The sequence below is a fragment of the Paraburkholderia sp. 32 genome (assembly GCF_050435345.1).
GTDB lineage: Bacteria > Pseudomonadota > Gammaproteobacteria > Burkholderiales > Burkholderiaceae > Paraburkholderia > Paraburkholderia tuberum.
Window position 1 is genome coordinate 1,053,841 of the sequence record NZ_JBNDKD010000001.1, and the last position, 24,544, is coordinate 1,078,384.

The window sequence follows — 24,544 nt, forward strand, 5'->3', positions numbered from 1 at the left end:
GACGCTTACAAACGAAGGCCTATTGCTTCCTCACGTCCCGCGCTCGCCTGCCACCCGCCACGGTATCGGCGAACAGGTCGATCACGACCTCGCGCAGCCAGCGATTGCCTTCATCCTGATGGACGCGCTCGTGCCACAACAAATGGATCGGCGCGGCGGGCAGCGTCATCGGCAGCGCGCGCAGGCTGAGCGAGAACGGCGTGGCCAACTCCAGAGCGAGGCGCTCGGGCACCGTGGCGATCAGGTCGGTACGTTGCAGGATGTAGCCGACGCTCATGAAGTGCGGCACCGTCAGTCGCACCTGACGCCGCACGCCGCGCCGTTTCAGCCACTCGTCCACTTGACCGTGGCCGGTGCCGGCCGACACCACCACCAGATGCTCGGCTTCGCGCCACGCGGAAAGCGTGAGCGGCGCGTCCTCGAGTGGGTGAGCGCGTCTGAACAGACAGACGTAGCGCTGATCGAACAGACGCCGCTGATAGAAACCCCCCTTCAACTGCGGCAACAGACCGATCGCCAGGTCGACCCGGCCGTCGGCCATTTCGTTGCTCAGATTGACGCTCGTATTGCGCACCGTATTCATCGCGATGCCTGGCGCGACGCGCGACAATCGTTCCAGCAATGCGGGCAAAAACACGACTTCGCCGATGTCGGTCATACCGATCGTCATCGTACGGATCTCGCGCAGCGGATCGAAGCCCGTCACCGGATTGAGCGCGGCGTGCAAGGTGGCGAGCGCCTGCGAGACCGGTTCCGCGAGACGCAGCGCGAACGGGGTAGGCACCACGCCGCCCGGCGCCCGCACGAACAGCGGATCACCGAGCAGGCGGCGCAGCTTCGCGAGCGCATTGCTGACGCCCGGCTGGCTCATGTTCATTTGCTCGGCGACGCTCGCCACGCGCCGCTCCTGCATCAGCCGCTGGAACAGCAGCAGCAGGTTGAGATCGAGATCGCTCAGTTCCATGGTCTCGGCATGACCTAAGGTCATTCATTTCAGTGATGAAGTAGATTCATTTCATCTTATTGAGCAATGATCGTCTAGTGCTGAAAATACCAACACGGTATCCGCATGCGACGCGCCGGGCGCGCGTTCCAGAGTGGCCCGAATCGATAAACCCGCATATCGGAGACACAATCATGAACCGGATGGATCTGAGCATCGCGATCGTCGGCGCCGGCATCGGCGGCCTTACGCTGGCGCTCGCACTACGCGAACATGGCATCGATGCGCAACTCTACGAGCAGACCGATGAGTTGCGCGAAGTGGGCGCGGCCGTCGCACTGTCGGCCAACGCGACGCGCTTTTACGAGCGCATGGGGCTACGCTCCGCGTTCGAAAACGTGTGCGCCGAAGTACCCGGGCTCATTTATCGTGATGGCCGCAGCGGCAGCGTCATTGGACATCATCGCGGCATGCCCAGCTATCGCGAGCAGTTCGGTGGCTCGTACTGGGGCGTTCATCGCGCCGATCTGCAGGCGGTGCTGTCGAAGGCAGTTGGTCTCGAGCACATCGAGCTCAGCCATCGCTTGATCGATCTCGTGCAGCATCCCGATCGCGTGAGTCTCGCGTTCGACAACGGTCGGCGCATCGATGCCGATCTCGTGATCGGCGCCGACGGCGCACGCTCGATCACGCGACGCTGGATGCTCGGCTACGACGACGTGCTGTATTCCGGTTGCTCGGGCTTTCGTGGCATCGTGCCGGCCGAGCGCATGGACCTGTTGCCCGATCCGGAGACGATCCAGTTCTGGGTCGGGCCCGGCGGCCATCTGCTGCATTATCCGATCGGCGACAAGGGCGATCAGAACTTCCTGCTGGTCGAGCGTCATCCGTCGCCGTGGCCGTCGCGCGACTGGGTCATGCCGTCGACCGAAGGCGAGCAACTGCGCCTGTTCAAGGACTGGCATCCGGCCGTCGTGCAGATGATCACGGCCGTGCCGATCAGTCAGCGCTGGGGCCTGTTTCACCGTCCGCCGCTGGGCCGCTGGAGCAAGGGCCGCGTGACGCTGATCGGCGATGCCGCGCATGCGCTCGTGCCGCATCACGGCCAGGGCGCCAACCAGTCGATCGAGGATGCCGTGGTGCTGGCCGCGCAACTCGCCAAGGCGGGCCCAGGCAAGTGGCGAGAAGCGCAGGAAGCCTACGAGCGTCTGCGCCGGGGCCGCACGCGCAAGGTGCAGTACGCGTCGATCAGCACCGCGGACGTGTTGCATCTGCCGGACGGCCCCGCCGCGCAGGAACGCAACGCGCGGCTAGGGGCGCGCGACAGCATGCTGCATCACCTCGACTGGATTCACGATTTCGATGCGCTTGCGCAAGAGCCGAGCGCGCGACAAGGCGGCACGTGGCTTTGAGCCTCTCCATGAGGCTTCAATAGGGAGGCGGTGGGCCGCATGCTCATGCCAGGCGCCTCTCTCCAGCCACTACGCGTCACATGCAACCCATAGACCGAGTGGCGCGTCACCCTGATCACGTTACCTATATTGCCGCTCGTCTACTTTCCGGGAAACTGCGCGCCGGTGGCAATTGCACCTATGTCGCTGCGATCGCAGCCCTTTGTGCTTGCGCTGATTCGCGGCTGACGGTCATTTCTACCAGCTGTCAATGGCCGGTAGCGGCTGGCGACACCACGCTCGGGGTCGCCAGCGTGTTGTTGCTCTTGGGAGCGGCGGTGGTGTCAGACGTCGAGCTGCTATTGCTGCTCGGCAGGCCCGAGTTCGGTGCCTTGGCGCCCATGCCGCTGTCCGTGTTGGTGGTGCCCGGCATGCCCTAGCCGCCCGTCGTTGCGCCGTTCATCTGGTTCGACGGACTAGCCGTGCTGCCGGCTGTACCGGTCGAACCGCTGCCGCTCTGGCCTCCGGCCGCCTGCGCAAAAGCGCCGCCCGACAGCGAGAGTGCGGCGACGGCCGCGACTAGTGTGATGGTTGCCTTGCTCATGATCCGCCCCTCCTTAATTGGACTGGAAGATAGACGCAGACAGTTGTCGCCTGCGCTACAGCAATGTCGCAAACAGCGTGCGGCGTGCTTTTGTAGGTAGCGAAGCGATCGGCGGCGCACCGAGTGGCGGTCGTGGGGCGCGGATTCAACCGGTGGATCGCACGAGATCTGCCGCGAAATAAGCCGCTCTCCGCCGGAATAAACCCCGCGCCGTTCTCGTTCATTGACCGTTAAGTCCTTTGGGCAGAAGAAGGAGTGCGGTCATGAAGTCTCTACTCGCTCTATTCGGCGTCGTTGCATGCGGCGCGGCCGTCGCGACTCTGATGTCATGCGGCGGCGGTGGCGGCAGTGGCTCGAGTTCGAGCAGCGCGAGCCCATCCGTCCAGTCGTCATTCGCAGCGACGGCCCTCGTATCCGATGGCGCGGTGCCCGCTGCACACACCGACGCTAATCTGAAAAACCCTTGGGGCGTGGCCTTCAATCCCAAAGGTTTCGTCTGGGTCGCGGACAACGGCACCAACGTCGCGACGCTCTATGACGGCAATGGCGTGCCGCAATCGCTGGTCGTTACGATACCCGACGGCAAGAACGGCTCCGCATCGCCCACGGGCATCGTTTTCAATGGAACACAAAGCTTCCGCGTCACGGAAAACGGCAAGTCTGGAGTCGCTGCGTTCATCTTCACGGGCGAAGGCGGCACCATCACCGCCTGGGCGCCCGCCGTAGGGCCGACCAATGCGTTCGTCATGTACGACGACGGTACGGGCGGCGCCGTCTACAAGGGTCTCGCGCTCGCCGCGATGAACAACGGCAACTTCCTTTACGCGACGGACTTCCATAACGACAAGATCGACGTCTTCGATACCTCGTTCACGAAGGTCGCGATGCCCGGCGCCTTCACGGACCCGGCGATTCCAGCCGGCTTCGCGCCGTTCGGCATTCAGGCGATCGGCTCGAATCTGTTCGTCACCTACGCGATGCAAGACGCAGCCAAACACGACGATGTCCCGGGCGCGGGGCTCGGCATGGTCGATGTGTACGATACCGCAGGCAACCTGAAGCAACGCTTCGCGACAGGCGGTCCGTTGAACGCGCCGTGGGGCATTGCGCAAGCGCCCGGGAACTTCGGCTCGATGAGCGGCGCAATACTGATCGGCAATTTCGGCGATGGCATGATCAATGCGTTCAACGCGTCGAGCGGTCAGTCGATGGGACAGATCAGTGGGCCGAACGGCAGTCCGATCGTCGAGCAGGGCGTGTGGGGCATCGCGTTCGGCAACGATCTCAGCAATCAGCCTTCCAGCACGCTCTTCTTCGCGGCGGGGCCGAATGACGAAGCCGATGGCGTCTACGGAAGAATCGATCTGAATACGACGTCGAGCTCAGGTACGAACACGGGCACGAACACCGGCACAAGCGCGGGCGGCGGGATGAGCATTGGAATGTAGCGCTAAGCGCGCCATTGAGAAGCGCCGCTCTTGATGCGAGAGCGGCGGTACTACGACGAGTACATCTGCCAGTGGGACGCGTTGCTCAACGATATTGCTTATGCGGGGCGATGTACGCCTGAGCAGTGCGTGTGATGATCATCACATCCACGCGTGGTTGAGCACCAGACCTGGCCGACGCCCGTCTTATACTCGACCCGCGAGAGCGGGATCGATCTCGTTGTTTGTCAGGCCAAATTCCGCCATGCGAGCACGATGATCTGGCGAGCCCAGATATGAACGAAGGGCTTTGTTTACCGCCTGAATCAGATCGCTGTTACTTCTATTGAACGAGAATGCCCCGAGCGGAGGCTTCAGCTGCTTGCCGTTCGTTCCCGGTTCGTGCTCGATAGCCTCGAGCATTGAGCCTCCGATCCGGTTCGCAATGATCCGATTCCCCAGGGCCGTGCTCGCATACGCATCGACGGCGCCAGAGAGAACCGCTTCGACAGCGTCGGCCTGATGCTCGAAGACGACTATTTGGTCCTTGCTTACGCCAGACGCTTTCGCTGAGTCGTGCTGCACCTGTCCGGCTATGATGCCAAGGCGCGCATCAGCGCGTTTGGCAAGCGACACGTAGCTGTCGAGCGCTTTCGGGTTTCCAGTCCGAACCAGAAAACCGTCTGCGATCCCCCATACCGGGACGCTGAACGCAACCATATTGGTGCGTTCGCGTGTGACGAACAGCGGAACGTTCATATCCCACCTGCCTGCTTCAACGCCGGGCAGGAGTTCACTAAACGACGTCAGATGATGCTCGATCCGGGTTACGCCGATCGCCCGAAGAACCGCGTCGGCCAGATCGATGTCAGCGCCCGTGGGGGTACTATCTGCTTCCGTCCAACCGAACGGGGGTTCTTCGATGTACGCAATCGTTACCTTCATCGCTGTGTCTCGCCAATTGGGAACGGCCATCAAATGCCGGGCCGAATGTTGACGATTCTACTTACATGCGCGGTTGTCGTTGCGGCGGCTCTCTCTGAAACGAACGCGGTTATGCCTGGATCGGGTGTCGGTCTTATGGACGTTGGTTGGATTGCGCGGCATCGCTACGGAAACGCACCCACGTCTTCCGGTCAATCCATGGTCACAACCCTGTCACGCACTGCCTCAAGCGAACCGGCAGTTGCTCACGGAAAGATTTTTCGCGCTCACCACAATATTCGCGCTCCTGAAACGTCTTCAGGCGCATGGAACCGCCACCCACCTCGCACCCGATGACCGACCGAGACAGCGACATCACCGCGACCGTGGTGCGTGAGCGCACGAGGCTCGTCAATTTTATCCGGCGTCGAATACGCGACCCGGACGACGCCGAAGACATCCTGCAGGATGTGTTCCACGAATTCGTGCAGGCGTACCGGCTTCCCGCTCCGATCGAACAGGCGAGCGCGTGGCTTTTCCGTGCCGCGCGCAATCGCATCATCGATCGTTTTCGCAAGAAGAAGGAGCAACCGCTGACCGATCTGTCTGAGGCCGAGGACGACGCCACCGGTGAGTATCGCCTCGACCTCGCCCTGCCGGCGCACGATGCAGGCCCCGAAGCGCTTTACGCTCGCGCTGTATTGCTCAAGGCCTTGCAGGATGCGCTCGATGAGTTGCCGCCGAATCAACGTGAAGTATTTATCGCGCACGAGCTGGAGGGGCGGCCCTTCAAAGACATGGTGGCGGAAAGCGGCGTCGCGCTCAATACGCTGATCGCGCGCAAACGCTACGCGGTCTTGCATCTACGCGCCCGACTGCAGGCCATTTATGACGAACTGGATATATAGAGGAGTCGAGGGATGAAGTTTCGAATCAGATGTGTGGGCAAAGCGCTGCTGGTGGTGGTCGCCATAGCCGTGCTCGGATGGGTGGTCATGACGCTATGGAATTGGGTGATTCCGGCGCTATTCGTTGGCGCCCGTGCGATCGACTTCGCGCACGCGTTGGGCTTGCTGGTTTTGAGCCGCATCCTGTTTGGCGGATTCCGCGGACACGGCGGCTGGCGCGAACGGCGTCACTGGCGCAAATGGGAAGCGATGACGCCCGAAGAACGGGAGCATTTCCAGACGGCATGGCGATCGGGCCGCGACCGGCGCGCGGGAGATTGACCATGCGCGAGAAATCAACGGGCGACTGCAAACAGAAGCCGGGCGTGATTGCGCCAGTCGTCGACCTGAAACGTTGCGAAGGCAAGGGCGATTGCCTGGAGGTCTGCCCTGAGAATGTGTTTGAGATCCGGCGCATCGATGACGTCGATTATCTCAGCCTCGATTTGATGCACCGCCTCAAGCTACGCGTGCATGGAATGAAAGTCGCCTACACACCGAACGCGTACGCCTGCCGGTCGTGCGGTCTTTGTGTGACGGCGTGCCCTGAACGGGCGATCAAGCTCGTCAGAACGGCATAGCGTTACGCGTTTTAAGAAAAGCGCAGGCCGCCTGGCGCAGTGGTCAGTATTATCGATCTCCTCAAGGAGCGCACATGGCTTCATCAACCACGGATCTTCTGCGACAGCTTCACGAACAGAGCCAGACAGAAGTGATAGCCCGCGCACAGGCGCAATTTCAGGGATCGAGCGAGGAGTTTCTGAGTCTCGCGGAGGAATACGAAACGCTCGTACCTCGACTCCGTGGACGGTTTCTCGAAACGCTCGGGCTATCGAGCGAGGATTTCGAATCCTCGCAAGGCACTGCTCTATCGTTAGCCGTGTCAGCGGAAACGGGACGGTTCTTACGCAACATGGTGCTTTCGCACAAGCCGGCTCGAATCCTCGAGCTCGGCAGTTCCTGCGGCGTGTCCACGCTGTATTTCGCCGAGGCCCTTCGCACGTTAGGCAGTGGGACGGTTGTAGCGACTGAACTCGATGCTGTTAAGTGCGCACGACTTCGGGCCCACGTCAGAACGGCGGGCGTAGACGCTTATGTTGACCTGCGGGAGGGCGACGTCTTCCAGACCGTTTCCGAACTGGACGGCACTTTCGACATGGTGTTTATCGACGTCTGGGCCAACACCTATCTGAATCTGTTCAAGCAGATTGAGCGCCTGCTACGCCCGGGATCTATCGTTCTCGCCGACAACATGTACACCGCCGAGGACGCCGTTCGGCCATACAAGCACTACCTCGACGACGATCCGCGCTTTTCGACCACGACGCTGGACTTTGAATCAGGGGTCGAATTTACAGTCGTCGTGTCATAGGCTGACGAAGAGTGGACGCCGTCCAGAATCCGGTTCATGTGCCGTTCAATCTGGAAGGTTCGGCGATGCGATGTCTTGTCGATCTTCCGTGGGCGATGGCGGAATAGCCTGCGCTGCACCTGTGGACAGACAGGCGTCTTGACAGGTCATTTCAGTCCATATCCCAACAAGTTGCCCTTTAGTGAGGTCATTGACGCACTTCGCGCTCGTGGAGCATGCGTGCCATTTGCGCGATCTTGACGTTGTATTCGCAGAGAGATTCAGGGCGGTTCGAACGGAACATCTTTCAATAATCGGTTCGGTAGATGGCACGGCGCTCGCCGTCGAACGGAACTATCTCGGTCAAGACCTGAAAGATGCCGTTGAAGCGTTCCGGCGTTCGAGGGCACTTTTGCAATCCAAAGAGAGGACGACCGATATGAAGAACGACCCGCCCGTCATTTTCATTCACGGCTTGTCGATGCGCTTGTCCGGCGTCTGGCCACATTCGACCGTGAAACGCTCGGCGCCGCGAAAGCCCAGATCAATCGTTTCGGAATGTCGACGCCTGCCGAACTCCAGTCGAGCATTGACCTGTTCTTCCCGGCCCTGGCCTCGCCAAGTGGGCAGGCCCGCCGCGCCAAGCTCCGTAGCCTGGCCTACGGCGTTCCAAGCGACTTCGAAATGAACTTCGGCAGGTACCTGCCTACGCCAGGACAGGCGGGCGACGACGGCACGGAGCCGCCCTCACCGGCGCGCTAAAGCGCTGAGTCTCTGCGCGCAAATCGTGCTGCCCCCGCCGACCTACGCATTCCCACGCAGGGCCCCCGGGGCCGCAGGCGGCGTATCAGCCATCCGACCTGCTGCGGCGCCCGCTGTCCGGCGTGACCGGGTCGTCGAGCGCGTCGACGAGCGTGCGCCGCCCCGCGTCGAGGATTTCGTCGGCGAAGGCCGGGTCGGCGCCTGCGATCGCACGCGACAGCACGAGCGCCCCGACCATCTGACTGAACGCTGCAATCGCATCGCGACGGGTTTGTTCCGTCGTCGCGTCTTCCGTGGCGATCATGGCTGCAAGCCGGTCGAGATACGTGGCGAGGCCGCGCGTGTAGGACGCACGCGCCGCGTCGGTCATCCGCGCAGCGTCGCCAGCGAAGCCGGACAGCGGGCACCCTGCTTTGACGTTGTCGCGGTGCGAGGCGGACAGGTAGCGTGCCGCCTGCTTCCCCAGGCTGCCGCCGTTTGGCGAATCCGCGTAGTCTTGCATCGCCTTTTCCATGACCGCGGTGACCAGCGCATCCTTCGACTTGAAGTGGTTGTAGAAGCCACCCTGGCTAAAACCGGCTTCCTTCATCAACTCCGTCAGCCCCACGGCATCGACTCCGCGTACCCGGAAAAGCCGCTCGGCGGCCGCGACGATCGCGCTGCGGTTCTCGGCGGCCTGCTGTCGTGACACCCCCATCGATCTCTCCCTTATACAAGCGATCGCGTCGATTGAAAAACACAATGTCGATCACCATTGACATGCCGTAATTACGTCGACACAATGCGCCGTAAGACGATGGTGATCGACATTGACATGAGTGTAGCCGACTTTCGCGCACAACGCGAAGCAACGCCGGCGTGGCACGGATGGCAGTCCAGGTCCATCGCGGTTCTTTGATGTCGGCGGGCGGCGGGACGTTGGCGCCGTTCGGCGGGGCAACGGTTCGGTACGCAAGGGCAGGTTTGTTTTCTCCGAATTTCACGCGCGCTGCGAACCGGCGCCCATGCGATTCATCATGCGAAAGGATGAGATATGAAGATCGAAGGTGCTGTTGTTTTCGTGACGGGTGCGAACCGCGGGCTTGGCCTTGAGTTCGCGAAGCAGGCGCTCGAAAGAGGAGCGCGCAAGGTCTATGCGGGCGCGCGCGATCCGGCCAGCGTAACGCTGCCGGGCGTCGTGCCCGTGAAGCTTGACGTGACCGATCCGGCGGCCGTGGCCGCTGCCGCCGACGCGGCGGGCGACGTCACGCTTCTGATCAACAACGCGGGCATCGCGCGGCTCGGCAGTCTGACGGACGACGGCGCGCTCGACGCGTTACGCGATCACTTCGACACCAACGTGTTCGGGATGCTGTCGATGTCGCAGGCGTTCGCGGGCAACCTTGCCGGCAACGGCGGCGGCGCGATCCTGAACGTACTGTCTGTTGCGAGCTGGATAAACCGGCCGATCCTCGCGGCTTATGGCGTGTCGAAGTCGGCCGCGTGGGCGGTGACCAACGGCCTGCGTCACTCGCTGCGCGAGCAGCACACGCAGGTGATCGGGCTGCATGCCGGTTTTATCGATACGGATCTGACGCGCGGGCTGGAAGTGCCGAAGGCGACGCCGGCCGACGTCGTGCGTCAGGCATACGACGCGATCGAGGCAGGGGCGGAGGAAGTGTCCACCGACGAGTTCACGCGGCAGGTGAAGGCCGGGTTGTCGGCAGGCGTCTATCTCGACGCTCCGGCGCCGCACTGAAGGCGCCGGAGCGCCCGCTCGTCGCGCGCGGGCATCTGGACGGAAAAGCAGGTCGCGGGCTGGAAGGAGGTGACCTCTGCGGTTCATGCAGCCGGCGGTCCGATCGTCTCCCAGCTCTGGCACGTCGGGCGAGTCTCCGATCCCATCTTCCACGCCGCCGATATGCGCCACGACTGGCCGGTAGTGGCCGCGCGCTGCCCCATGCATGAGGGACCGTTTCCCGTGGCACGTAAAGCGGCGATCTGCGGCAGGCGACCCGGAGCGCCCAGCCATCGCTACAAAAAGCGGACGCATGACGCACGCGATCAAACTGGAGTTGCTCCAATGCAGCTATCCGTGTGCGTATTTCAAGTACCCGCAGCACGGATTGCCCGCACGGCCTGTTAGCGTCCCGGGCTCACTCGCCTGGTGGCAAGGAACCCTCAACCGCGGACCGCCGCAGTAACCACAATGAGAGCCGAGAAGATCAGCGCCGGGGCGAGATGCCGGAACGGTTCCCGATTTCGTAGCAACGTGAAGAGCGCACCGATCATGATCGCACCGGCCAGGGTTAGGCCTAAGACTCTGGTTTGTCGTCCAGCAAGAAGTGCCGCACTCAACAACTCGAGAGCGCCACAGAGCCACTGAAACCATGCCGGATAACCCCAGCGTGCGAAGTCGCGCTTCACCGCGCCGGGTCTTGCGAGATTGACCATCCCAGCAACCGCGAACAGAACCGCTACGATCGTCGCGAGGATCGATTCTAAAGACGCACTGTTCCACACCATCGTCATGCTCCGTTGATTTGCTGAAAGTGTTTTTGTGCAGAGAGGTCCGCAATCAGGCCGGGGCCATGGGGCTCCCACGCAAGAACTCGACGGGCATGCTGGCCGCTTACTGTCTGGTCGAGCGCCAGTGCGTCGGCGAACAGTCCAAGCGATTTGCGAGCATCGTCGAGCGACCAGAGTTCGACGCGATCGGCGCCGACCGAGGCCCGAATCGCTTCACCCATTTCGGCAACGGCAACGGCATCTTCCGCGACCACGTTGAAGATCTGTCCCGTGACCCGACCGTCCCCGCTTGCCGCCTGCTCCACAGCGCTCAGGTAAGCCGTGGCGAGATCATCGACGTGAACGGCAGGCCAGTGGTCGCGACCATCGCCGACGACCCTCACACTGCCGGTCTGACGGACCATCCCGGCAAGCATGCCGAAGACGCCACCGCCGTAGCCGTGCACCATCGCCGGCCTGAGAATCACCGCGGCAATCGAGCGGCTCGCCGCTAGCGCCCGCACATGTCGCTCCACTGCGGGCCGCCAGGCGATGAGTGGTGTCGGGTTCAGCGCCGAAGCTTCAGTCGCGGGCTCCCCCTCCGTATTGCCGTAGACCCAGGTGCCCGACGTATAGACAAACGCCGCGCCCGGCTGCAAATGCGAAAGCATCGCTACAGCCGCAGCCTCATCAACGGCACCGGCGGAAGCATCATTGGTCGACGCCATGTGCACCACGCCCTCGGCGGCACCGGCAGTCGCAGCGAAAGACTGTGGCTCACGCAGGTCGCCGGAATGCAGTTTCACGCCGAGATCTGTCAGCGCGCTGGCAGCAGCCGACCTGTCCTGGCGCACCAGCGCCGTCACCTGATGGCCGCGGCTGATTGCCTTGCGCGCGACCGCTTGCCCGATGTAGCCAGTACCACCTGTCATGAACAGTTCCATAGCGTTCTCCTCGATGATTGCCTGCGAAGTTGATAAGTCACACGAACGAGACTTACCGGTCTCGTTTTGACAAATCTAAACGAGACTGACCAGTCTTGTCAACTACTCGGCGATCTGTTATTTATCTGGGATGAACACACCCTCTCTCCCCGACCTGAGCCCGCTGCAACGCCGTAAGCGATCCGCCATCCTCGAAGGCGCGAGAACCGTTTTTTTAAGCCAAGGTTTCGGCCTGGCAACAATGGACGATGTCGCCGCGGCCGCTGGCGTCGGCAAACAGACGGTCTACCGCCACTTCAAGTCGAAGGAGGCGCTCTTCATTGGTCTGGTGAGTTCGATGTGCGCTCAGGTGGGTGGACTTCTTGCCGGGGCTCAGGACGAGCAATCCGATGGATCACCCGAAGTCGAGTTGCACGAGTTGGGGTGGTTGCTGGCACGAAGCCTTATCGTGCCGGATTACCTGCGGCTTTACCGGGCCATCGTCGCTGAGGCCGAGCGTCTTCCGGAACTCGGCCAGGTGTTTTACGAAAATGGCGCAAAGGTCGTACGTGCCTTCGCGGCAAAAATTCTGCGAAAGCGATTTGACGAATCGACTGCTGTATTGCGGGCAGCGACATTCGTTCAGTTGGTGCTAGGCGACGCGTATCTGGAACTGTCAATTGGCTACACGGTGCCCGATGTTGAAGCGCGCTTTGCGCTGCAGATTGACGAGGCCGTGGCGGCTGCACTTCGCTAAAATGGGCCAACCCTGTCGGTTTTCCGCGTAGCGACCCTCCACATCAGTTCATTTTGACGCCGCAACCAGACTAAGCGCGTATGCTGGGGGTACCACCTTCTCACGCAACGCATCAGGAGCAACACCATGGCCAAGAGTCAATTACGCAGCACTCGCGAAGCGAAAAAGCCCAAGCAACCCGCGAAGCCGTCAGTGCCGGCAAAGCCGTTCAGCACGGTTCGTTCGCGGGTTGCGAACGAAGGTGTCGCCAAGAAGAAGACGTAAATCGGTTGGCCGCGGACACGCGGCACAGCGATCACATGCAACCTGTAACGTTCACCGCAGTAAATTGATATCTCCACATTGAAGGCGCAAACCGCTTCGGGAGGTGCATCATGATCCATCACCACTCGGACCCCACTTTTCGTGGGCTTCCGCTCACGGCCGAGCAAGACTCGGAAATTCGTCATTACCTGAACAGGAAGGCCAAGCTGGGCAAGCCATGGAATACTCCCGAGCTGCGCGGGATGCTTGAGGACATGCTGCTGCCGCCAAGTACCGAAGACGACAGCGAGAGCGATATTCCGGGCGACGCGTCGAGCGCCGCTGAGCGCGCAGCCGCGTTCGTCGATCAGGACATGGAACCAATCGAGGCGTATGAGGAATTGCATGCCGCGATGGAAGCCGAAAGCATGAAAGGCGATCCGCACTAGCGGGAGCGCTCCGCGCGGGTAGTGAGCGTGCAACCCGGTCCATCCAAGGCGTAGAACGAAGGACGACACATGGCACTCAGTTTTTCCAACCCCAGCCGCAGCTATGATGGGATCAGGCATGGCGTGTGGTTCTGGGGATACGACAAAGCACGCGAGATTACCTTCTTTGTGGAAGACCGCGTACTGAAGCATTTCGACTCCGCCCTCGGTACTGACGAAGCCGAGGTGCTGGCCTCCTTCGACCGGAATCGCAATGAGATCCTGAAGGTCGCCATGACCCTCTATGCCGAGGGGCCGCAGACTCTCTACACGCTGCACTAAAGCTTCATCCGGTCACCCATGCTGAATGAGTTGATCCAGTTCAGGCGATCAACGCGTTTTCATACGGGCTCGATCCGTTGCTGCCGGTCGACGGCTTCCGCATCCTGAGGCTGTTTTTGATGCACTCTGGCCAGTCGCCGGGGCGATCGCTGACGGCTTCTCGACCGAAGTCGACTCTTGATATCAGGACTGGCAAGGCAGTTATAAGTCTCCTTTGCCTGCCTACATTTGTGCATCCACGACCTGGAAGGTCGGGATGCAGGACACCTTGCACTTTAGAGGCCCTACCATTGGTAGCGCACGCCGAGATCGCCCGCGACGCCGCTACGGCGGACATTGCTGTCTCCACTCACGGCGAACTGGTAGCCGAACTGTCCGTAAAGGTTCAGCCGCTCCTTGAGCCTGGCGGTGACACCGCCGGCGAATTCCAGTCGCGTGGCCTGCACATTCAGCGGCACCCGGTCATTGGCGAAGGTCGTGGTGGCCTCGGCATTGAAATCCCGCCACAGGTTGGCACGCACATACGGCTGCCACACCGCTCCCTGGCTGCCTTCGATGGTCCACTTCCCGCGCACGCCGAGGCGGCCACTCGCACCCGAAGTGGAGCCGAGGGAGACTTCACCCAGACCATCGTTCGCGTCGGAAAACGACACGTGCTGCCAGATGATCTGCGCCTGAGGCTCCAGCTCGAAACCCGGGCCGAGCGGCAGGGGGATCGGATAGCCCCCCTCGAGTGATGTCGCGAAGCCCGTACCCCGGACCGGCAGATTCGCAAACTGAGTGGTCGCGGAGCCGTCGTAGTGCGTACCCTGCACAACCGCATCGACATACCAGCCACTGGGGCCGTAGTGAGTCCAGTAGCCTCCGCCTGTATATGCATTCAGATGCATTGAGCCGGTGTGCTCCAGCGTGTATCCGGTTGCCGCTGCGTTGGTGACCAGGCCATCGACATCTGCACTGCCGTAGCCGTATGCAAAGTAGACGCCTGCAGCGTCGCGATGACCGGGCCAGACGCTTCCACGCCATAGGTCGAGACCGGTCTGCACGCCTCCGACTCCGCCGCTCACGCGCGGATCGGCGTAAGACTCGTAGCGGTTGTCGATCTGGCCGCCGAACACGCGTCCCCAGGCGGAGCTTGCCCAGCCCGAGCCGCCCGCGCCGCCGCTCTCCGTCGTGAGCGTGTCGCCGATGCGCTCATGGAGCGTCCCGAGCATCTCGACACCCATCTGCCGGGCGACCGGTTGAACTACGCCATAGGTGGCCAGTTCCGGCCCGATGATCGGGTAGACGCCTGGCGGCAGCGGATCCGGTGGGGGCTCGGTGCCAGGTCCAGTTTCCGGTTCCTCTTCGCCTCCCCCCGGTGGGGGCGGCACGACGAACGACGAGCGCAGAAACCAGTCCTCGGGATTGCTGCTGTTGACGCCGCCGCGAAACAAACGATAGTCTTCGGCGCCACCGCGCGCCTCGCCGACGAGCGAAAAGGCGTCCGACGCCGTGGTGCCACCGTTGGTTGTCTCGACGACGAGAATGCCGTTCCCCGTCGTCAATCCACCGGAGCCGCCTGCGTTCGTGATACGTACGGCTGAAGGATCGGCGCTGCCGCCGTTGATGATGAGTCTGTCCGACGGCGAGCCATCCAGACCGAGGAACGTGCGCAGCGCGAGCGTGCCGCCGGCACCCACGAAATTTTTGACAGTCATCGCACCGAATTGCCCTGCCGGGAGCCCGAAGCCCGGCTCAACCGTTCCGGCATTGGTGACGGTGTTCAAGTCCGTTCCTGTACCGCCCAGGGTTCCGTTCGCCTCCACATTGACCGGCGACTGCAACGAGCCGGTCAGATTGAGCACGCCATTGCGAACGTTCGTCGGACCAGTAAAGGTGTTCTGGCCGGATAACGTGAGCACGCCGTTGCCGGCCTTGGCCAGTGCCCCGCTTCCGGAGAGCACGCCGGACCATGTCGCGCCCATGCCGTTGGTGTCGATGGTCGACGTCGTGCCTCCGACCAGCGTTGCGTTGACGCCTGCGCTCAGCGCCGAACCCACCACCTGTATCGTTCCTCCACCGAGATTGAATGCATAGGTGCCACCCAGATTGTTGAAGTCGCCGAACAGCGAACTTCCGCCAATCTGCAATGTGCCGCCCGACAGGTTATACGTGCCGTTGCCGGCCGCCGCGAGGAACAGTCTCGACGCGCTGCCGATTGCAAGGGTACCGCCGGTCTGGTTGATCGTACCGGTGCCCTGGCTACCCGTGGACGTGACGTTCGAGCCGATGAACAGCGTCCCGTTAGCCACGTTGAAGGTGCCGCCGCTCAGGTTGAGCGTGCCGCTGCTCGGGTTGCCTTGCGTATTGCGGCCGAGCGTCATGAAGTCGGTGGTGCTGTTGCCGAATGCGACCGTTCCGCCCGCCAGATTGTAGGTGCCCGTACCGCCCTGGTTGCCGATGTTCAGCGACACCGGCGTGCCCGGCATACCGAAGACGACGTTGCCCGCGGTCTGCGTAACCGTGCCCGTGCCGCCGAAGTCGCCGACCTGGAGCGCGGAGTTGAACGTGAGCGTGCCGCCGCTCACGTTCAACGTGCCAGACGACGTCGATCCGGGGACCTGCGTCGCGAGGGTATTGCCGAGGCCCAGCGAAAGATAGTCGATCGCGGTGCTGCCGCTGGAGACCGCTAGTCCACCGCCCACCACAAAAGCCGAGCCGCCCTGAATCCGCGCACCGTTGATCGTGAACGTCCCTGCGCCAGTCTTGACGAAGATGCCTTGCAGCGCGTCGCTCGCCGTGCCGGCATTGATGATCGTGCCGGAGAAGCTGGTGCTCGTGTTATCGGTGCCAACCACCAGTATGTTCGTGCCGTCGATCACGGTGCCGCTGCCCGACAGGTTCGGCAGCGGCACGACGCCCGTCGCGACCCCCGGAATCGGAGTGGTTGTGACGCCCGAAATATCGAAGGTGCCGTTGTTTAACATCCCGCTGGTCAAATTGATGCTGCCGCTTCCCGTCAGCGCCAGCGTGCCAGCAGAGATGGTCGTCGTGCCGGTATAGGTATTCGCATTGGTCAGTGTGAGCACGCCGTTGCCGGCCTTGGCCAGTGCCCCGCTTCCGGAGAGCACGCCGGACCATGTCGCGCCCATGCCGTTGGTGTCGATGGTCGACGTCGTGCCTCCGACCAGCGTTGCGTTGACGCCTGCGCTCAGCGCCGAACCCACCACCTGTATCGTTCCTCCACCGAGATTGAATGCATAGGTGCCACCCAGATTGTTGAAGTCGCCGAACAGCGAACTTCCGCCAATCTGCAGTGTGCCGCCCGACAGGTTATACGTGCCGTTGCCGGCCGCCGCGAGGAACAGTCTCGACGCGCTGCCGATTGCAAGGGTACCGCCGGTCTGGTTGATCGTACCGGTGCCCTGGCTACCCGTGGACGTGACGTTCGAGCCGATGAACAGCGTCCCATCAGCCACGTCGAAGGTGCCGCCGCTCAGATTGAGCGTGCCGCTGCTCGGGTTGCCTTGCGTATTGCGGCCGAGCGTCATGAAGTCGGTGGTGCTGTTGCCGAATGTGACCGTTCCGCCCGCCAGGTTGTAGGTGCCCGTACCGCCCTGGTTGCCGATGTTCAGCGACACCGGCGTGCCCGGCATACCGAAGACGACGTTGCCCGCAGTCTGCGTAACCGTGCCCGTGCCGCCGAAGTCGCCGACCTGGAGCGCGGAGTTGAATGTGAGCGTGCCGCCGCTCACGTTCAACGTGCCAGACGACGTCGATCCGGGAAGAGTTGGGGCATTGCCCAGGCCCAGCGAAAGATAGTCGATGGCGGCGTCGCTGCTCGTCGCCGCCAGTCCACCGCCAATCACGAATGCGGAGCCCCCCCGGATCCTTGCGCCGTTGATCGTCAGTGTTCCGCCGCCCGTTTTGACAAACTGGCCTTGTTGCGACGTTGGATCGCTCGCAACGCCAGCATTGTTGATCGTGCCGGAGAAACTGGTGCTCGTGTTATCGGTGCCAACAAACAGGACGTTGTTGGCGGGGGTGTCGATCGTTTCGCTCCCGGAGAGATTGGGCCGTTCAGTCACCGTCTGCTGCGCCAATGCCGGCACGGGTGCCAGGCCCATGAGCCATATGGCATGGAGGATGCAGAAAGGGTTGAGTCGCTGGTGCCGCGTCGTCAGCGGAATCGTCAATCGACCACGCGCGCCGCCGGCCAACGTGCTTAACGATGCGCGATGAATCGTTCTTGCCGCCACGACGACCCTCCGTTACCTGCCGGTGGAAGTTTGCCAAGTCACGCGAGCTTGACTTCGGGAGACCGACCCATCGACGTTGACTTTGGAAAGCATCTCCCCGAACAGTCGTTGCCTTACTGGTTGTGCGCACGCGATTGAGTTGTTGCCAAGTTCTGCTAAGGGTAGGTAGGCAGATTGATTTGTCAAGAATTAACCTGGAAGGCTTCGATTGCGGTCCTGTCATGCGAGTTACCAACGGCTCGCCACCCGAGAAAAGCGCCTGAGCATATCGTCGTGTCCCGATTGGATCTCCGCTTTCCAGATTGTCACTGACGTTTGACTGTCCCGGCGATGCTTCCGGTGAGCGGCTCCTCGTGGCCGAGCGCAGCCGTTTACCAACCGCGCGACAACCCGGTGATACTTCGGCATCCACTCAGTCAGATCGCGCCCGCCTCAGTTAGAGATGCCTCGGACCCGCCGCGATGCCTCCCGCATCCGTTGGGACTTCTGCTTTCCCAACCATTGCAGCGATTCGCGCACGACCTCGGGCGGAACCTCATTGAATGACGCGCTGCGAATCAGCGCCTCGCTTGCGGCAATGTCGTTGAACTGCCCCAGCTTGTTCTGCACGGATGTCAATTCCTTGATGGTGCGACCGTGTCCGCCTTTGATAACGGGTTGAAAAAACTCCAGCAGGTACCTCAGTTTTTTGCCTGCCTTTCGAACGTCGTGAAGATCCTCCTCGTGGGTGTCCTCGCTGCGTGCAGCGCGTCTGCTTCGCTTTTGAAGTGCACGCTGTGCTAGACGGACACGCTTCTCGGCGAACGCCTGAATGGGTAGATTGTCGCAACGCGACAGCAGTGTGGTTTGCGCGCGAAGCAGGACATCGTTCAGAAACGCCTCGACATCGTCGCTTTTGATCATCGTCCGGCTATGCACCACCGCCTGCGCGCGCTTCTCGCGCGCCGCGGCCACCAGCAGTTCGATCGAGGCGCCGGACTCCTTGGCGGCTCTCAGCAGATCGCCTGCTATGTCCCAGTCACGGGTTCCGCCTGCCACGGCCGCAAGACGCTTGAATTCTTCGGTGGCTTGCGCGGTCGATTCCTCTCCGAGGTATGGAGAGTACGCCCAGTACAAAGCCCGAAGCTTTCTGAAAGCGACGCGAAGCTGATGAAACCCTTCTGCATCGCTCTGCGTGGATAGCTCTCTTGCCCTTTGCACGGCTTCGGCCACCACTGGCGCCGCCAGCGACGAGAAGGTACTGGCGATGGAACTCGTTTTTGAAAGTGATGAACCGGCCGTCCGGCGGTTGACTTTGAAGAGAGTGTTTGGCCGTGGCAAGGACCAGTCACCATCCATATCCATTGCAGCCTCGAGTCGGATAGAAAATTCATTTGCCGAGACCTTACCATAGCGACTCTCGAGCGCCGAGATTGTGACGCGGTGATGACATATTTTAAGCTGCCGCGCGTCCGCTGTCCTCGCTTCGAAACATTACCGGCTTCTGCTGCTCTGTATTAGGATGCTCAACTATGTCTGGCAACGCCCGATACGCCGCCGTGTGGTGCGCGTCTTGAGAGCATCTGGGGCATAAGTGGGAGTTCGGTTTGAAGAAACGCGCCACCGTGATCTGTCGCAGAGGTAAGCGAATCCTTCTGGTCGCACGTAGTCAAGCAAAGTGGGCTTTACCGGGCGGGATCCTCAAGCGTGGAGAACATCGCACGGACGCCGCACTTCGGGAACTCAAGGAAGAAACTCAACTATCCGGCAAGTCGGCCAAGCATCTCTTCGACTTCCGTGGCAAGCAGAAGCACCATCACGTGTTTTCCTGCGAAATCCCGAATCGGGCCAAAGCTCGCCCGAGTAACGAAATATCCAGGTGTCGCTGGGTTCACATGGACGAGATCCGTCGCCTCATGACCAGCGGGCCGACGACCGATATCGTGAAGCTCATGTATCAGCGGCGCAGGAAGTAGCCCAGACCTTCAACTGATACCCCGGCGCCCGGATTGCATTGCCAGGAACTAAACAAGCGAGGCCGGCGCACCAGCCTCGCTCAGAATTTCGAAGGCCCGAAAAACTACGCCGCGAACTTGAGCGCCTGTGCGAAATCCGCAATCAGGTCGTCGATATCCTCGATGCCCGCGGACAGCCGCAGCATGCCGTCTGAAATACCCATCGCCTTGCGCGTTTCCGGCCCGGCTTCGAAAAAGATCGTCGGCGCGACGGGAATGATCAGCGTGCGCGTGTCGCCGAGACCGGTCGCCTTGACCGGCAGCTTGAGCGCGTTGACGACTTCGACCATGCGATCCACGTTGAGTAATTCGAACGACAACAGCCACGACGCGCCCTTGAACAGCGTCTGTGCGATCTCGTATTGCGGATGGCTCTTCAGGCCAGGATAGAACACGTTGCCGATCGCTTCGTGCCCTTCGAGAAACTGCGCGAGCGCGAGCGCATTGTCGCTGCTTTGCTTCACGCGCAAGGCGAGCGTTTCCGCGCCCATCGCGATCGAGTGCGCCTGCTCGGACGACAATGCCGCGCCCATGTCTCGCAGGCCTTTCTTGCGGATCTGCAGCAGCCCCTGATCCTTTGCCGCCGAACGCCGATAGTCGTCGGCGATGTTCGGATACGCGCTCCAGTCGAACAGACCGGTATCCGTCACCGCGCCGCCGAGGGCCGCGCCATGACCCGCGATAGTCTTCGTCAGCGAGTTGATGACGAGGCTCGCGCCGACCGCCTTTGGCTTGAACAATGCGGGCGAGGTAATCGTGTTATCGACGAAGTACACGATGCCGCGCTCACGGCACACGTCACCGATACCTTGCAGGTCGGGAATCTGCGTGCCCGGATTCGCGATGGTTTCGACGAACACCATGCGCGTATTCGGCCGGATTGCGTTCTTCACGTCGTCGACGTTGCACGCGTCGACGGTCGTGACTTCGACGCCGAGCCCCCGCAACGTGCCGAACAGACTGTTGGTGTTGCCGAACACGTAACGGCTCGACACGAGATGATCGCCCGCGCGCAGCAGCGTCAGGAACGTCGCGGTGATGCCGGCCATGCCTGTGCTGAAGCAGACCGTGCCGACGCCTTCTTCGAGGCTGGTGATCTTGCGCTCGAGCGCGGCGGTGGTGGGCGTGCCCTGCCGTGCGTAATTGAAGCCGCCTTTCTTCGTGCCCTGGAACACGCCGATCAGGTCCTCGACGCGCTCGAAACCATATTGCACGGACGTATGAACTGGCTGACGCAAGGCACCGTGCTCGGTGCCCGCAATTCTGTCGCCGTGAACGATGCCAGTGGTGAAACCTTGCTTGTCCATTCCTTCTCCGCTTTTTTAGATCGATTGCTTCCAACCGATTATCACCTGTAACCGCTCGCCGGCGAAGTCCTTGGCGTCCCGTCCGGCGGCGCGCGACACCCCGAATGGGCAAAACCCGCTCCGCGATGTCGCGCTGCGGGGTTGACTAGCCTCGCTGGCACGAACAGGCTCTAAGTCTTCATCGACCAGCACGGGAGCGAACGTGGCCGACCCTGATCATCCTGGTAGCAAGCCGAGGACGGCGCACATCATCGCCGCGCAGGCGAGCCCGTGCGACGAGCTCGTCATCCGCACGCAGCCAATCACGACCGGCCGCCCGTGCCAGCGCAAGCGCCTCGCGCTGGCCGCGACGATCGGTGGTTCGAGCATGGCGTTCATCGATGGCTCCGTCGTCAACGTCGCGCTGCCGGCCATTCAGAGCGAACTCGGCGCGAGCGTCGCGGCGATGCAGTGGGTCGTCAACGCGTATCTGCTGTTTCTCGGCTCCCTCGTGCTGGTCGGCGGATCGATGGGCGACAAGCTCGGCCGGCGTACGGTGTTCATCGCGGGCGTCGCGCTTTTCACGCTGGCGTCGGCCGCTTGCGGGTTTGCACCGAATACGTTTGCGCTGGTCGCCGCGCGCGCGGTTCAAGGCATCGGCGCGTCACTGCTGGTACCCAGCAGTCTCGCGATCATCGGCGCAGTGTTCGACGACGCAGCGCGCGGACGGGCAATCGGGACCTGGGCGGGCGTCGGCGCGATCACCTCGGCCGTGGGGCCGGTGGCGGGCGGCTGGCTCGTCGACGCGTGGTCGTGGCGCGCGATCTTCTTCCTGAACGTCCCGCTCGCGGCGCTGACGATCGCGCTCGCCATATCGGCGGTGCCCAACAGCCACGGGGCCGATGCACCTGGACAGCTCGACTGGCCCGGCGCACTGAGCGCAGCCACGGGCCTCGCCGCGCTGACCTTCGGCCTGACCGAAGCATCGGCGCGTGGCTTCGCGCATCCGCTCGTATTCTGTGCGATTGGCGCCGGCGTGCTGATGCTCGCCGCATTCGTGACCATTGAGGCGCGCAGCCCCAACCCGATGATGCCGCTCGACCTGTTTCGCTCGCGCGACTTCGCCGGCGCCAACCTCGTCACACTGCTGCTTTACTTCGGCCTTGGCGGCACGTTCTTTTTCCTGCCGTTCACGTTGATCCGCGCGCATGGCTACACCGCGACCGAAGCGGGGGCGGCGCTGTTGCCGGTGCCTTTCATCATCGGTTTGCTCTCGCGCTTCACTGGCGGTCTGACTAGCCGCTTCGGTTCGCGCACGCTGCTGACCGTTGGCCCGGGCGTCGCCGGCGTCGGGTTCACGTTGCTGGGGCTGCCGTTCGTGCGCGGCAGCTATTGGGCTGAATTCTTCCCTGCGCTCGTCGTGCTCGGGCTCGGCATGACGATCACCGTCGCGCCGCTTACCACGACCGTGATGGGCGCGGTGCCGAGCGACCGCACAGGCGTGGCGTCCGGCATCAATAACGCCGTTGCGCGCGTGGCGGGCCTGCTGGCGATTGCGGTGCTCGGCATCGTATTCGTGTGGTCGCACCACGCGGCGCTATCGGCGCGCCTCGACGAACTGCATGTGCCGCAAGATACGGGCCAGATCGGACAATTGCTGGCGCCGGTCGAGCAAGCGGGAGGGGCGGCGGGCGACTCGCATACGCCGCGCGAGACATCCGTGGCGCGCGCGCAAGCCGATGCGATGACCGACGCGCTGCGGGCCGTCGCGCTCGTCTGCGCCGCGTGTGCGTTCGCCGGAGCGGGGCTTGCGATGGCCACCATCCAGCCGCTGAAACGGCCGGCGGTGGCGCGCCCGGAGTGAGATACGAAACTCAGTGGTGAACAGGCCGCACCGGGGACCCCGTCGGCCGGATCACCGCGGCCGCTCGCGCCTCGATTCTTGCCGCCGACGAAGTCGGTTGATGTGGCGCGCTGTCGTACCCGTTCATTTGTTCATCGATGACGAAATCCGCGACTCTCATCGCGTCCATCGCGTTGCCGTCCACGTCGTTCCACTCGCGAATCGCGCGATTGACCTTGGTTAGCGCGGTGACAGCAAGCAGTATGGCGTCGGTCTCGGTGATCTTGCCTTCGAGATCGTCTACGAGGTAGTCCGCAACACGTAGAGCCGCGCCGATCAGATTGCTGTCGTCGCTCAAGTCCGTCAGTACCGCATGAACCACTGCGAGGCAAGCATCTTTGCGTGCAAGTGCGATGTCTGTCATGAGGTTCTCCAGAGTCGAGGTACAAACACAATTTATTCCGGGTGCTCCCTGCATGTCGAATGCGCCCACCGCGAAGCCGCCACCGCGTTGCCTTTACCAGCGCTGGTGGACGTGCGGCGCGATATGGCGCTGATACACATCCCGGACCCGTTGCATTACCACGTCGGACAGCGGCGCGAGGCTCGCGGCCGAGACGTTCGACGCCGCCTGGGCCGCGTTTTTACTGCCCGGGATGATGACGGAGACGGCATCCTCCATCAGGATCCAGCGCAGAGCCAGTTGCGCCATGGAGGCGTTCACGGGTACCAGGCCGCGCAGTTCGTCGACCGCTTGCAACGCGACGTCGTAGGGTACGCCGGAGAACGTTTCGCCGACGTCGAACGCCTCGCCATGCCGATTGAATGCACGATGGTCGTCTGATGCAAAAGTCGAATCCGCGGACATCTTGCCCGTGAGCATGCCGCTGGCCAGAGGCACTCGCGCGATGACTGCAACGTCTTTCTTTTGCGCTTGCCTGAAGAACAGATCGGATGGACGCTGACGGAACATGTTGTAGATGATCTGCACCGAAACCACGTTCGGATATTCGATCGCCTTCAGCGCTTCTTCCACCTTTTCGACCGACACGCCGTAGTAGCGGATCTTGCCGGCGGCGACGAAGTCGTCCATTGCGTCGAACACCTCGGGACGGTAGTAAACCTCCGTCGGCGGGCAATGCAGCTGGACCAGGTCGAGCGTGTCGACGCCGAGATTCGAGCGACTCCGGTCGATGAAAGCTTCGAGCTCGCGCTTGTTCAGATAGCCGCTGGTCACATGCGGGTCGAGTCGGCGCCCGAGCTTGGTGGCGACAATCGGACGTTCGCCGCCTCGTTGCCGCAGCACGTCGCGGATGATCCGTTCGGAGCGACCGTCGCCGTAGACATCGGCCGTGTCGATGAACGTGACACCGTTATCGAGCGCGGCATTCAGCGCTGCCTTGGCGTCATCTTCCGCAACACTGCCCCACGAGCCGCCGATCGCCCATGCCCCAAAACCGATTTCCGACACATTCCAGCCGGTACGACCAAATTTTCTCGTCGAAAGCGTCATTTCGATGCTCATCCTCTGTTTTTTTGCGAAGTTGCGTCGCAGGTGGTTCATGACCCTTGCGGGAGCGCCGGCGGCCTTTGTACATAGTGTAGCAAGCGGACAGGGCCGTTGAAGTAGGGTATGCGTCCGGGCGGAATC

Annotated in this window: 23 protein-coding genes and 3 pseudogenes; 14 read left to right on the forward strand and 12 right to left on the reverse strand. The window is 62.2% G+C overall.

Features of this window, described 5'->3' with window-relative positions; all coding sequences use genetic code 11:
* Positions 1–19: 19 nt before the first annotated feature.
* Positions 20–964, reverse strand: a complete 945-nt coding sequence (locus OKW26_RS05000; protein ID WP_429352870.1) for a LysR family transcriptional regulator — start codon at positions 962–964, stop codon at positions 20–22.
* Between the two features lie 173 nt (positions 965–1,137).
* On the opposite strand from OKW26_RS05000, the gene OKW26_RS05005 reads away from it, so the two are divergent.
* Positions 1,138–2,355, forward strand: a complete 1,218-nt coding sequence (locus OKW26_RS05005; RefSeq protein ID WP_090807791.1) for an FAD-dependent monooxygenase — start codon at positions 1,138–1,140, stop codon at positions 2,353–2,355.
* Between the two features lie 247 nt (positions 2,356–2,602).
* Here the strand turns inward: OKW26_RS05005 and OKW26_RS05010 are convergent.
* Positions 2,603–2,938, reverse strand: a pseudogene (locus OKW26_RS05010) (hypothetical protein).
* 263 nt (positions 2,939–3,201) lie between these two features.
* Here OKW26_RS05010 and OKW26_RS05015 point away from each other — a divergent pair.
* The gene (locus tag OKW26_RS05015; protein ID WP_429352871.1) at positions 3,202–4,386 is read left to right on the forward strand and encodes a TIGR03118 family protein; all 1,185 of its coding nucleotides are present in this window, start codon (positions 3,202–3,204) and stop codon (positions 4,384–4,386) included.
* Between the two features lie 186 nt (positions 4,387–4,572).
* Here the strand turns inward: OKW26_RS05015 and OKW26_RS05020 are convergent, their stop codons facing one another.
* Entirely contained in the window at positions 4,573–5,310 is a 738-nt protein-coding gene (locus OKW26_RS05020) for a transporter substrate-binding domain-containing protein (RefSeq protein ID WP_429352872.1), read from the reverse strand.
* Between the two features lie 305 nt (positions 5,311–5,615).
* Here OKW26_RS05020 and OKW26_RS05025 point away from each other — a divergent pair, with 305 nt between their 5' ends.
* The 5 genes and pseudogenes from OKW26_RS05025 to OKW26_RS05045 form a co-directional block, all read left to right on the forward strand.
* Positions 5,616–6,197 (forward strand): RNA polymerase sigma factor, encoded by a 582-nt coding sequence (locus OKW26_RS05025; RefSeq protein WP_429352873.1) that lies wholly within the window; start codon positions 5,616–5,618, stop codon positions 6,195–6,197.
* A 12-nt stretch (positions 6,198–6,209) separates the two neighbouring features.
* Positions 6,210–6,518: a hypothetical protein gene (locus OKW26_RS05030; RefSeq protein ID WP_184070297.1), complete on the forward strand. Its 309-nt coding sequence runs from the start codon at positions 6,210–6,212 to the stop codon at positions 6,516–6,518.
* Between the two features lie 2 nt (positions 6,519–6,520).
* Positions 6,521–6,817: a 4Fe-4S dicluster domain-containing protein gene (locus OKW26_RS05035; RefSeq protein ID WP_184061497.1), complete on the forward strand. Its 297-nt coding sequence runs from the start codon at positions 6,521–6,523 to the stop codon at positions 6,815–6,817.
* Between the two features lie 74 nt (positions 6,818–6,891).
* Positions 6,892–7,608 carry an O-methyltransferase gene (locus OKW26_RS05040; protein ID WP_429352874.1) on the forward strand — a complete coding sequence of 239 codons (717 nt, stop codon included), beginning with the start codon at positions 6,892–6,894 and terminating at the stop codon, positions 7,606–7,608.
* Between the two features lie 193 nt (positions 7,609–7,801).
* Positions 7,802–8,002, forward strand: a pseudogene (locus tag OKW26_RS05045) (DinB family protein); the annotation flags it as partial.
* 432 nt (positions 8,003–8,434) lie between these two features.
* Here OKW26_RS05045 and OKW26_RS05050 read toward each other — a convergent pair.
* On the reverse strand, positions 8,435–9,046 hold the full coding sequence (locus OKW26_RS05050) for a TetR family transcriptional regulator (RefSeq protein WP_429354174.1): 612 nt from the start codon (positions 9,044–9,046) through the stop codon (positions 8,435–8,437).
* A 336-nt stretch (positions 9,047–9,382) separates the two neighbouring features.
* Here OKW26_RS05050 and OKW26_RS05055 point away from each other — a divergent pair, with 336 nt between their 5' ends.
* Complete coding sequence (locus OKW26_RS05055; RefSeq protein WP_429352875.1) at positions 9,383–10,087, forward strand: SDR family oxidoreductase; 705 nt, start codon at positions 9,383–9,385, stop codon at positions 10,085–10,087.
* Between the two features lie 30 nt (positions 10,088–10,117).
* Positions 10,118–10,252: pseudogene (locus OKW26_RS05060) on the forward strand (alkene reductase); the annotation flags it as partial.
* 257 nt (positions 10,253–10,509) lie between these two features.
* Here the strand turns inward: OKW26_RS05060 and OKW26_RS05065 are convergent.
* Together OKW26_RS05065 and OKW26_RS05070 are read right to left on the reverse strand one after the other, a co-directional pair.
* Complete coding sequence (locus OKW26_RS05065; RefSeq protein WP_260331815.1) at positions 10,510–10,860, reverse strand: DoxX family protein; 351 nt, start codon at positions 10,858–10,860, stop codon at positions 10,510–10,512.
* Positions 10,857–11,780 (reverse strand): NAD-dependent epimerase/dehydratase family protein, encoded by a 924-nt coding sequence (locus OKW26_RS05070; RefSeq protein WP_429352876.1) that lies wholly within the window; start codon positions 11,778–11,780, stop codon positions 10,857–10,859. Before OKW26_RS05070 ends, OKW26_RS05065 begins: the two co-directional genes overlap by 4 nt.
* A 130-nt stretch (positions 11,781–11,910) precedes the next feature.
* Between OKW26_RS05070 and OKW26_RS05075 the strand changes: the two genes are divergently transcribed.
* Positions 11,911–12,516: a TetR/AcrR family transcriptional regulator gene (locus OKW26_RS05075; RefSeq protein ID WP_429352877.1), complete on the forward strand. Its 606-nt coding sequence runs from the start codon at positions 11,911–11,913 to the stop codon at positions 12,514–12,516.
* 137 nt (positions 12,517–12,653) lie between these two features.
* Here the strand turns inward: OKW26_RS05075 and OKW26_RS05080 are convergent, their stop codons facing one another.
* Positions 12,654–12,899 carry a hypothetical protein gene (locus tag OKW26_RS05080; RefSeq protein ID WP_429354250.1) on the reverse strand — a complete coding sequence of 82 codons (246 nt, stop codon included), beginning with the start codon at positions 12,897–12,899 and terminating at the stop codon, positions 12,654–12,656.
* Between OKW26_RS05080 and OKW26_RS05085 the strand changes: the two genes are divergently transcribed.
* The gene (locus tag OKW26_RS05085; RefSeq protein ID WP_090807765.1) at positions 12,891–13,208 is read left to right on the forward strand and encodes a hypothetical protein; all 318 of its coding nucleotides are present in this window, start codon (positions 12,891–12,893) and stop codon (positions 13,206–13,208) included. The two genes, OKW26_RS05080 and OKW26_RS05085, sit on opposite strands and share 9 nt — an antisense overlap.
* A 69-nt stretch (positions 13,209–13,277) precedes the next feature.
* Positions 13,278–13,529: a DUF1488 domain-containing protein gene (locus OKW26_RS05090; RefSeq protein ID WP_018425166.1), complete on the forward strand. Its 252-nt coding sequence runs from the start codon at positions 13,278–13,280 to the stop codon at positions 13,527–13,529.
* A gap of 284 nt (positions 13,530–13,813) precedes the next feature.
* Here the strand turns inward: OKW26_RS05090 and OKW26_RS05095 are convergent, their stop codons facing one another.
* Together OKW26_RS05095 and OKW26_RS05100 are read right to left on the reverse strand one after the other, a co-directional pair.
* A complete protein-coding gene (locus OKW26_RS05095) occupies positions 13,814–17,638 on the reverse strand; it encodes an autotransporter outer membrane beta-barrel domain-containing protein (RefSeq protein WP_429352878.1) in 3,825 nt (1,274 codons plus the stop codon).
* A 564-nt stretch (positions 17,639–18,202) separates the two neighbouring features.
* Complete coding sequence (locus OKW26_RS05100; protein ID WP_429352879.1) at positions 18,203–19,114, reverse strand: CHAD domain-containing protein; 912 nt, start codon at positions 19,112–19,114, stop codon at positions 18,203–18,205.
* 242 nt (positions 19,115–19,356) lie between these two features.
* Here OKW26_RS05100 and OKW26_RS05105 point away from each other — a divergent pair, with 242 nt between their 5' ends.
* Positions 19,357–19,725 carry an NUDIX hydrolase gene (locus OKW26_RS05105; protein WP_090807757.1) on the forward strand — a complete coding sequence of 123 codons (369 nt, stop codon included), beginning with the start codon at positions 19,357–19,359 and terminating at the stop codon, positions 19,723–19,725.
* Between the two features lie 104 nt (positions 19,726–19,829).
* Here OKW26_RS05105 and OKW26_RS05110 read toward each other — a convergent pair whose 3' ends face one another.
* The gene (locus tag OKW26_RS05110; protein WP_429352880.1) at positions 19,830–21,071 is read right to left on the reverse strand and encodes a cystathionine gamma-synthase family protein; all 1,242 of its coding nucleotides are present in this window, start codon (positions 21,069–21,071) and stop codon (positions 19,830–19,832) included.
* Between the two features lie 202 nt (positions 21,072–21,273).
* On the opposite strand from OKW26_RS05110, the gene OKW26_RS05115 reads away from it, so the two are divergent.
* Positions 21,274–22,914, forward strand: coding sequence for an MFS transporter (locus tag OKW26_RS05115; RefSeq protein ID WP_429352881.1), 1,641 nt, complete (start codon positions 21,274–21,276; stop codon positions 22,912–22,914).
* 10 nt (positions 22,915–22,924) lie between these two features.
* Here the strand turns inward: OKW26_RS05115 and OKW26_RS05120 are convergent, their stop codons facing one another.
* Together OKW26_RS05120 and OKW26_RS05125 are read right to left on the reverse strand one after the other, a co-directional pair.
* Complete coding sequence (locus tag OKW26_RS05120) at positions 22,925–23,317, reverse strand: hypothetical protein (protein ID WP_184005010.1); 393 nt, start codon at positions 23,315–23,317, stop codon at positions 22,925–22,927.
* A 93-nt stretch (positions 23,318–23,410) separates the two neighbouring features.
* Positions 23,411–24,406 carry an aldo/keto reductase gene (locus OKW26_RS05125; protein WP_429354175.1) on the reverse strand — a complete coding sequence of 332 codons (996 nt, stop codon included), beginning with the start codon at positions 24,404–24,406 and terminating at the stop codon, positions 23,411–23,413.
* Positions 24,407–24,544 lie beyond the last annotated feature (138 nt).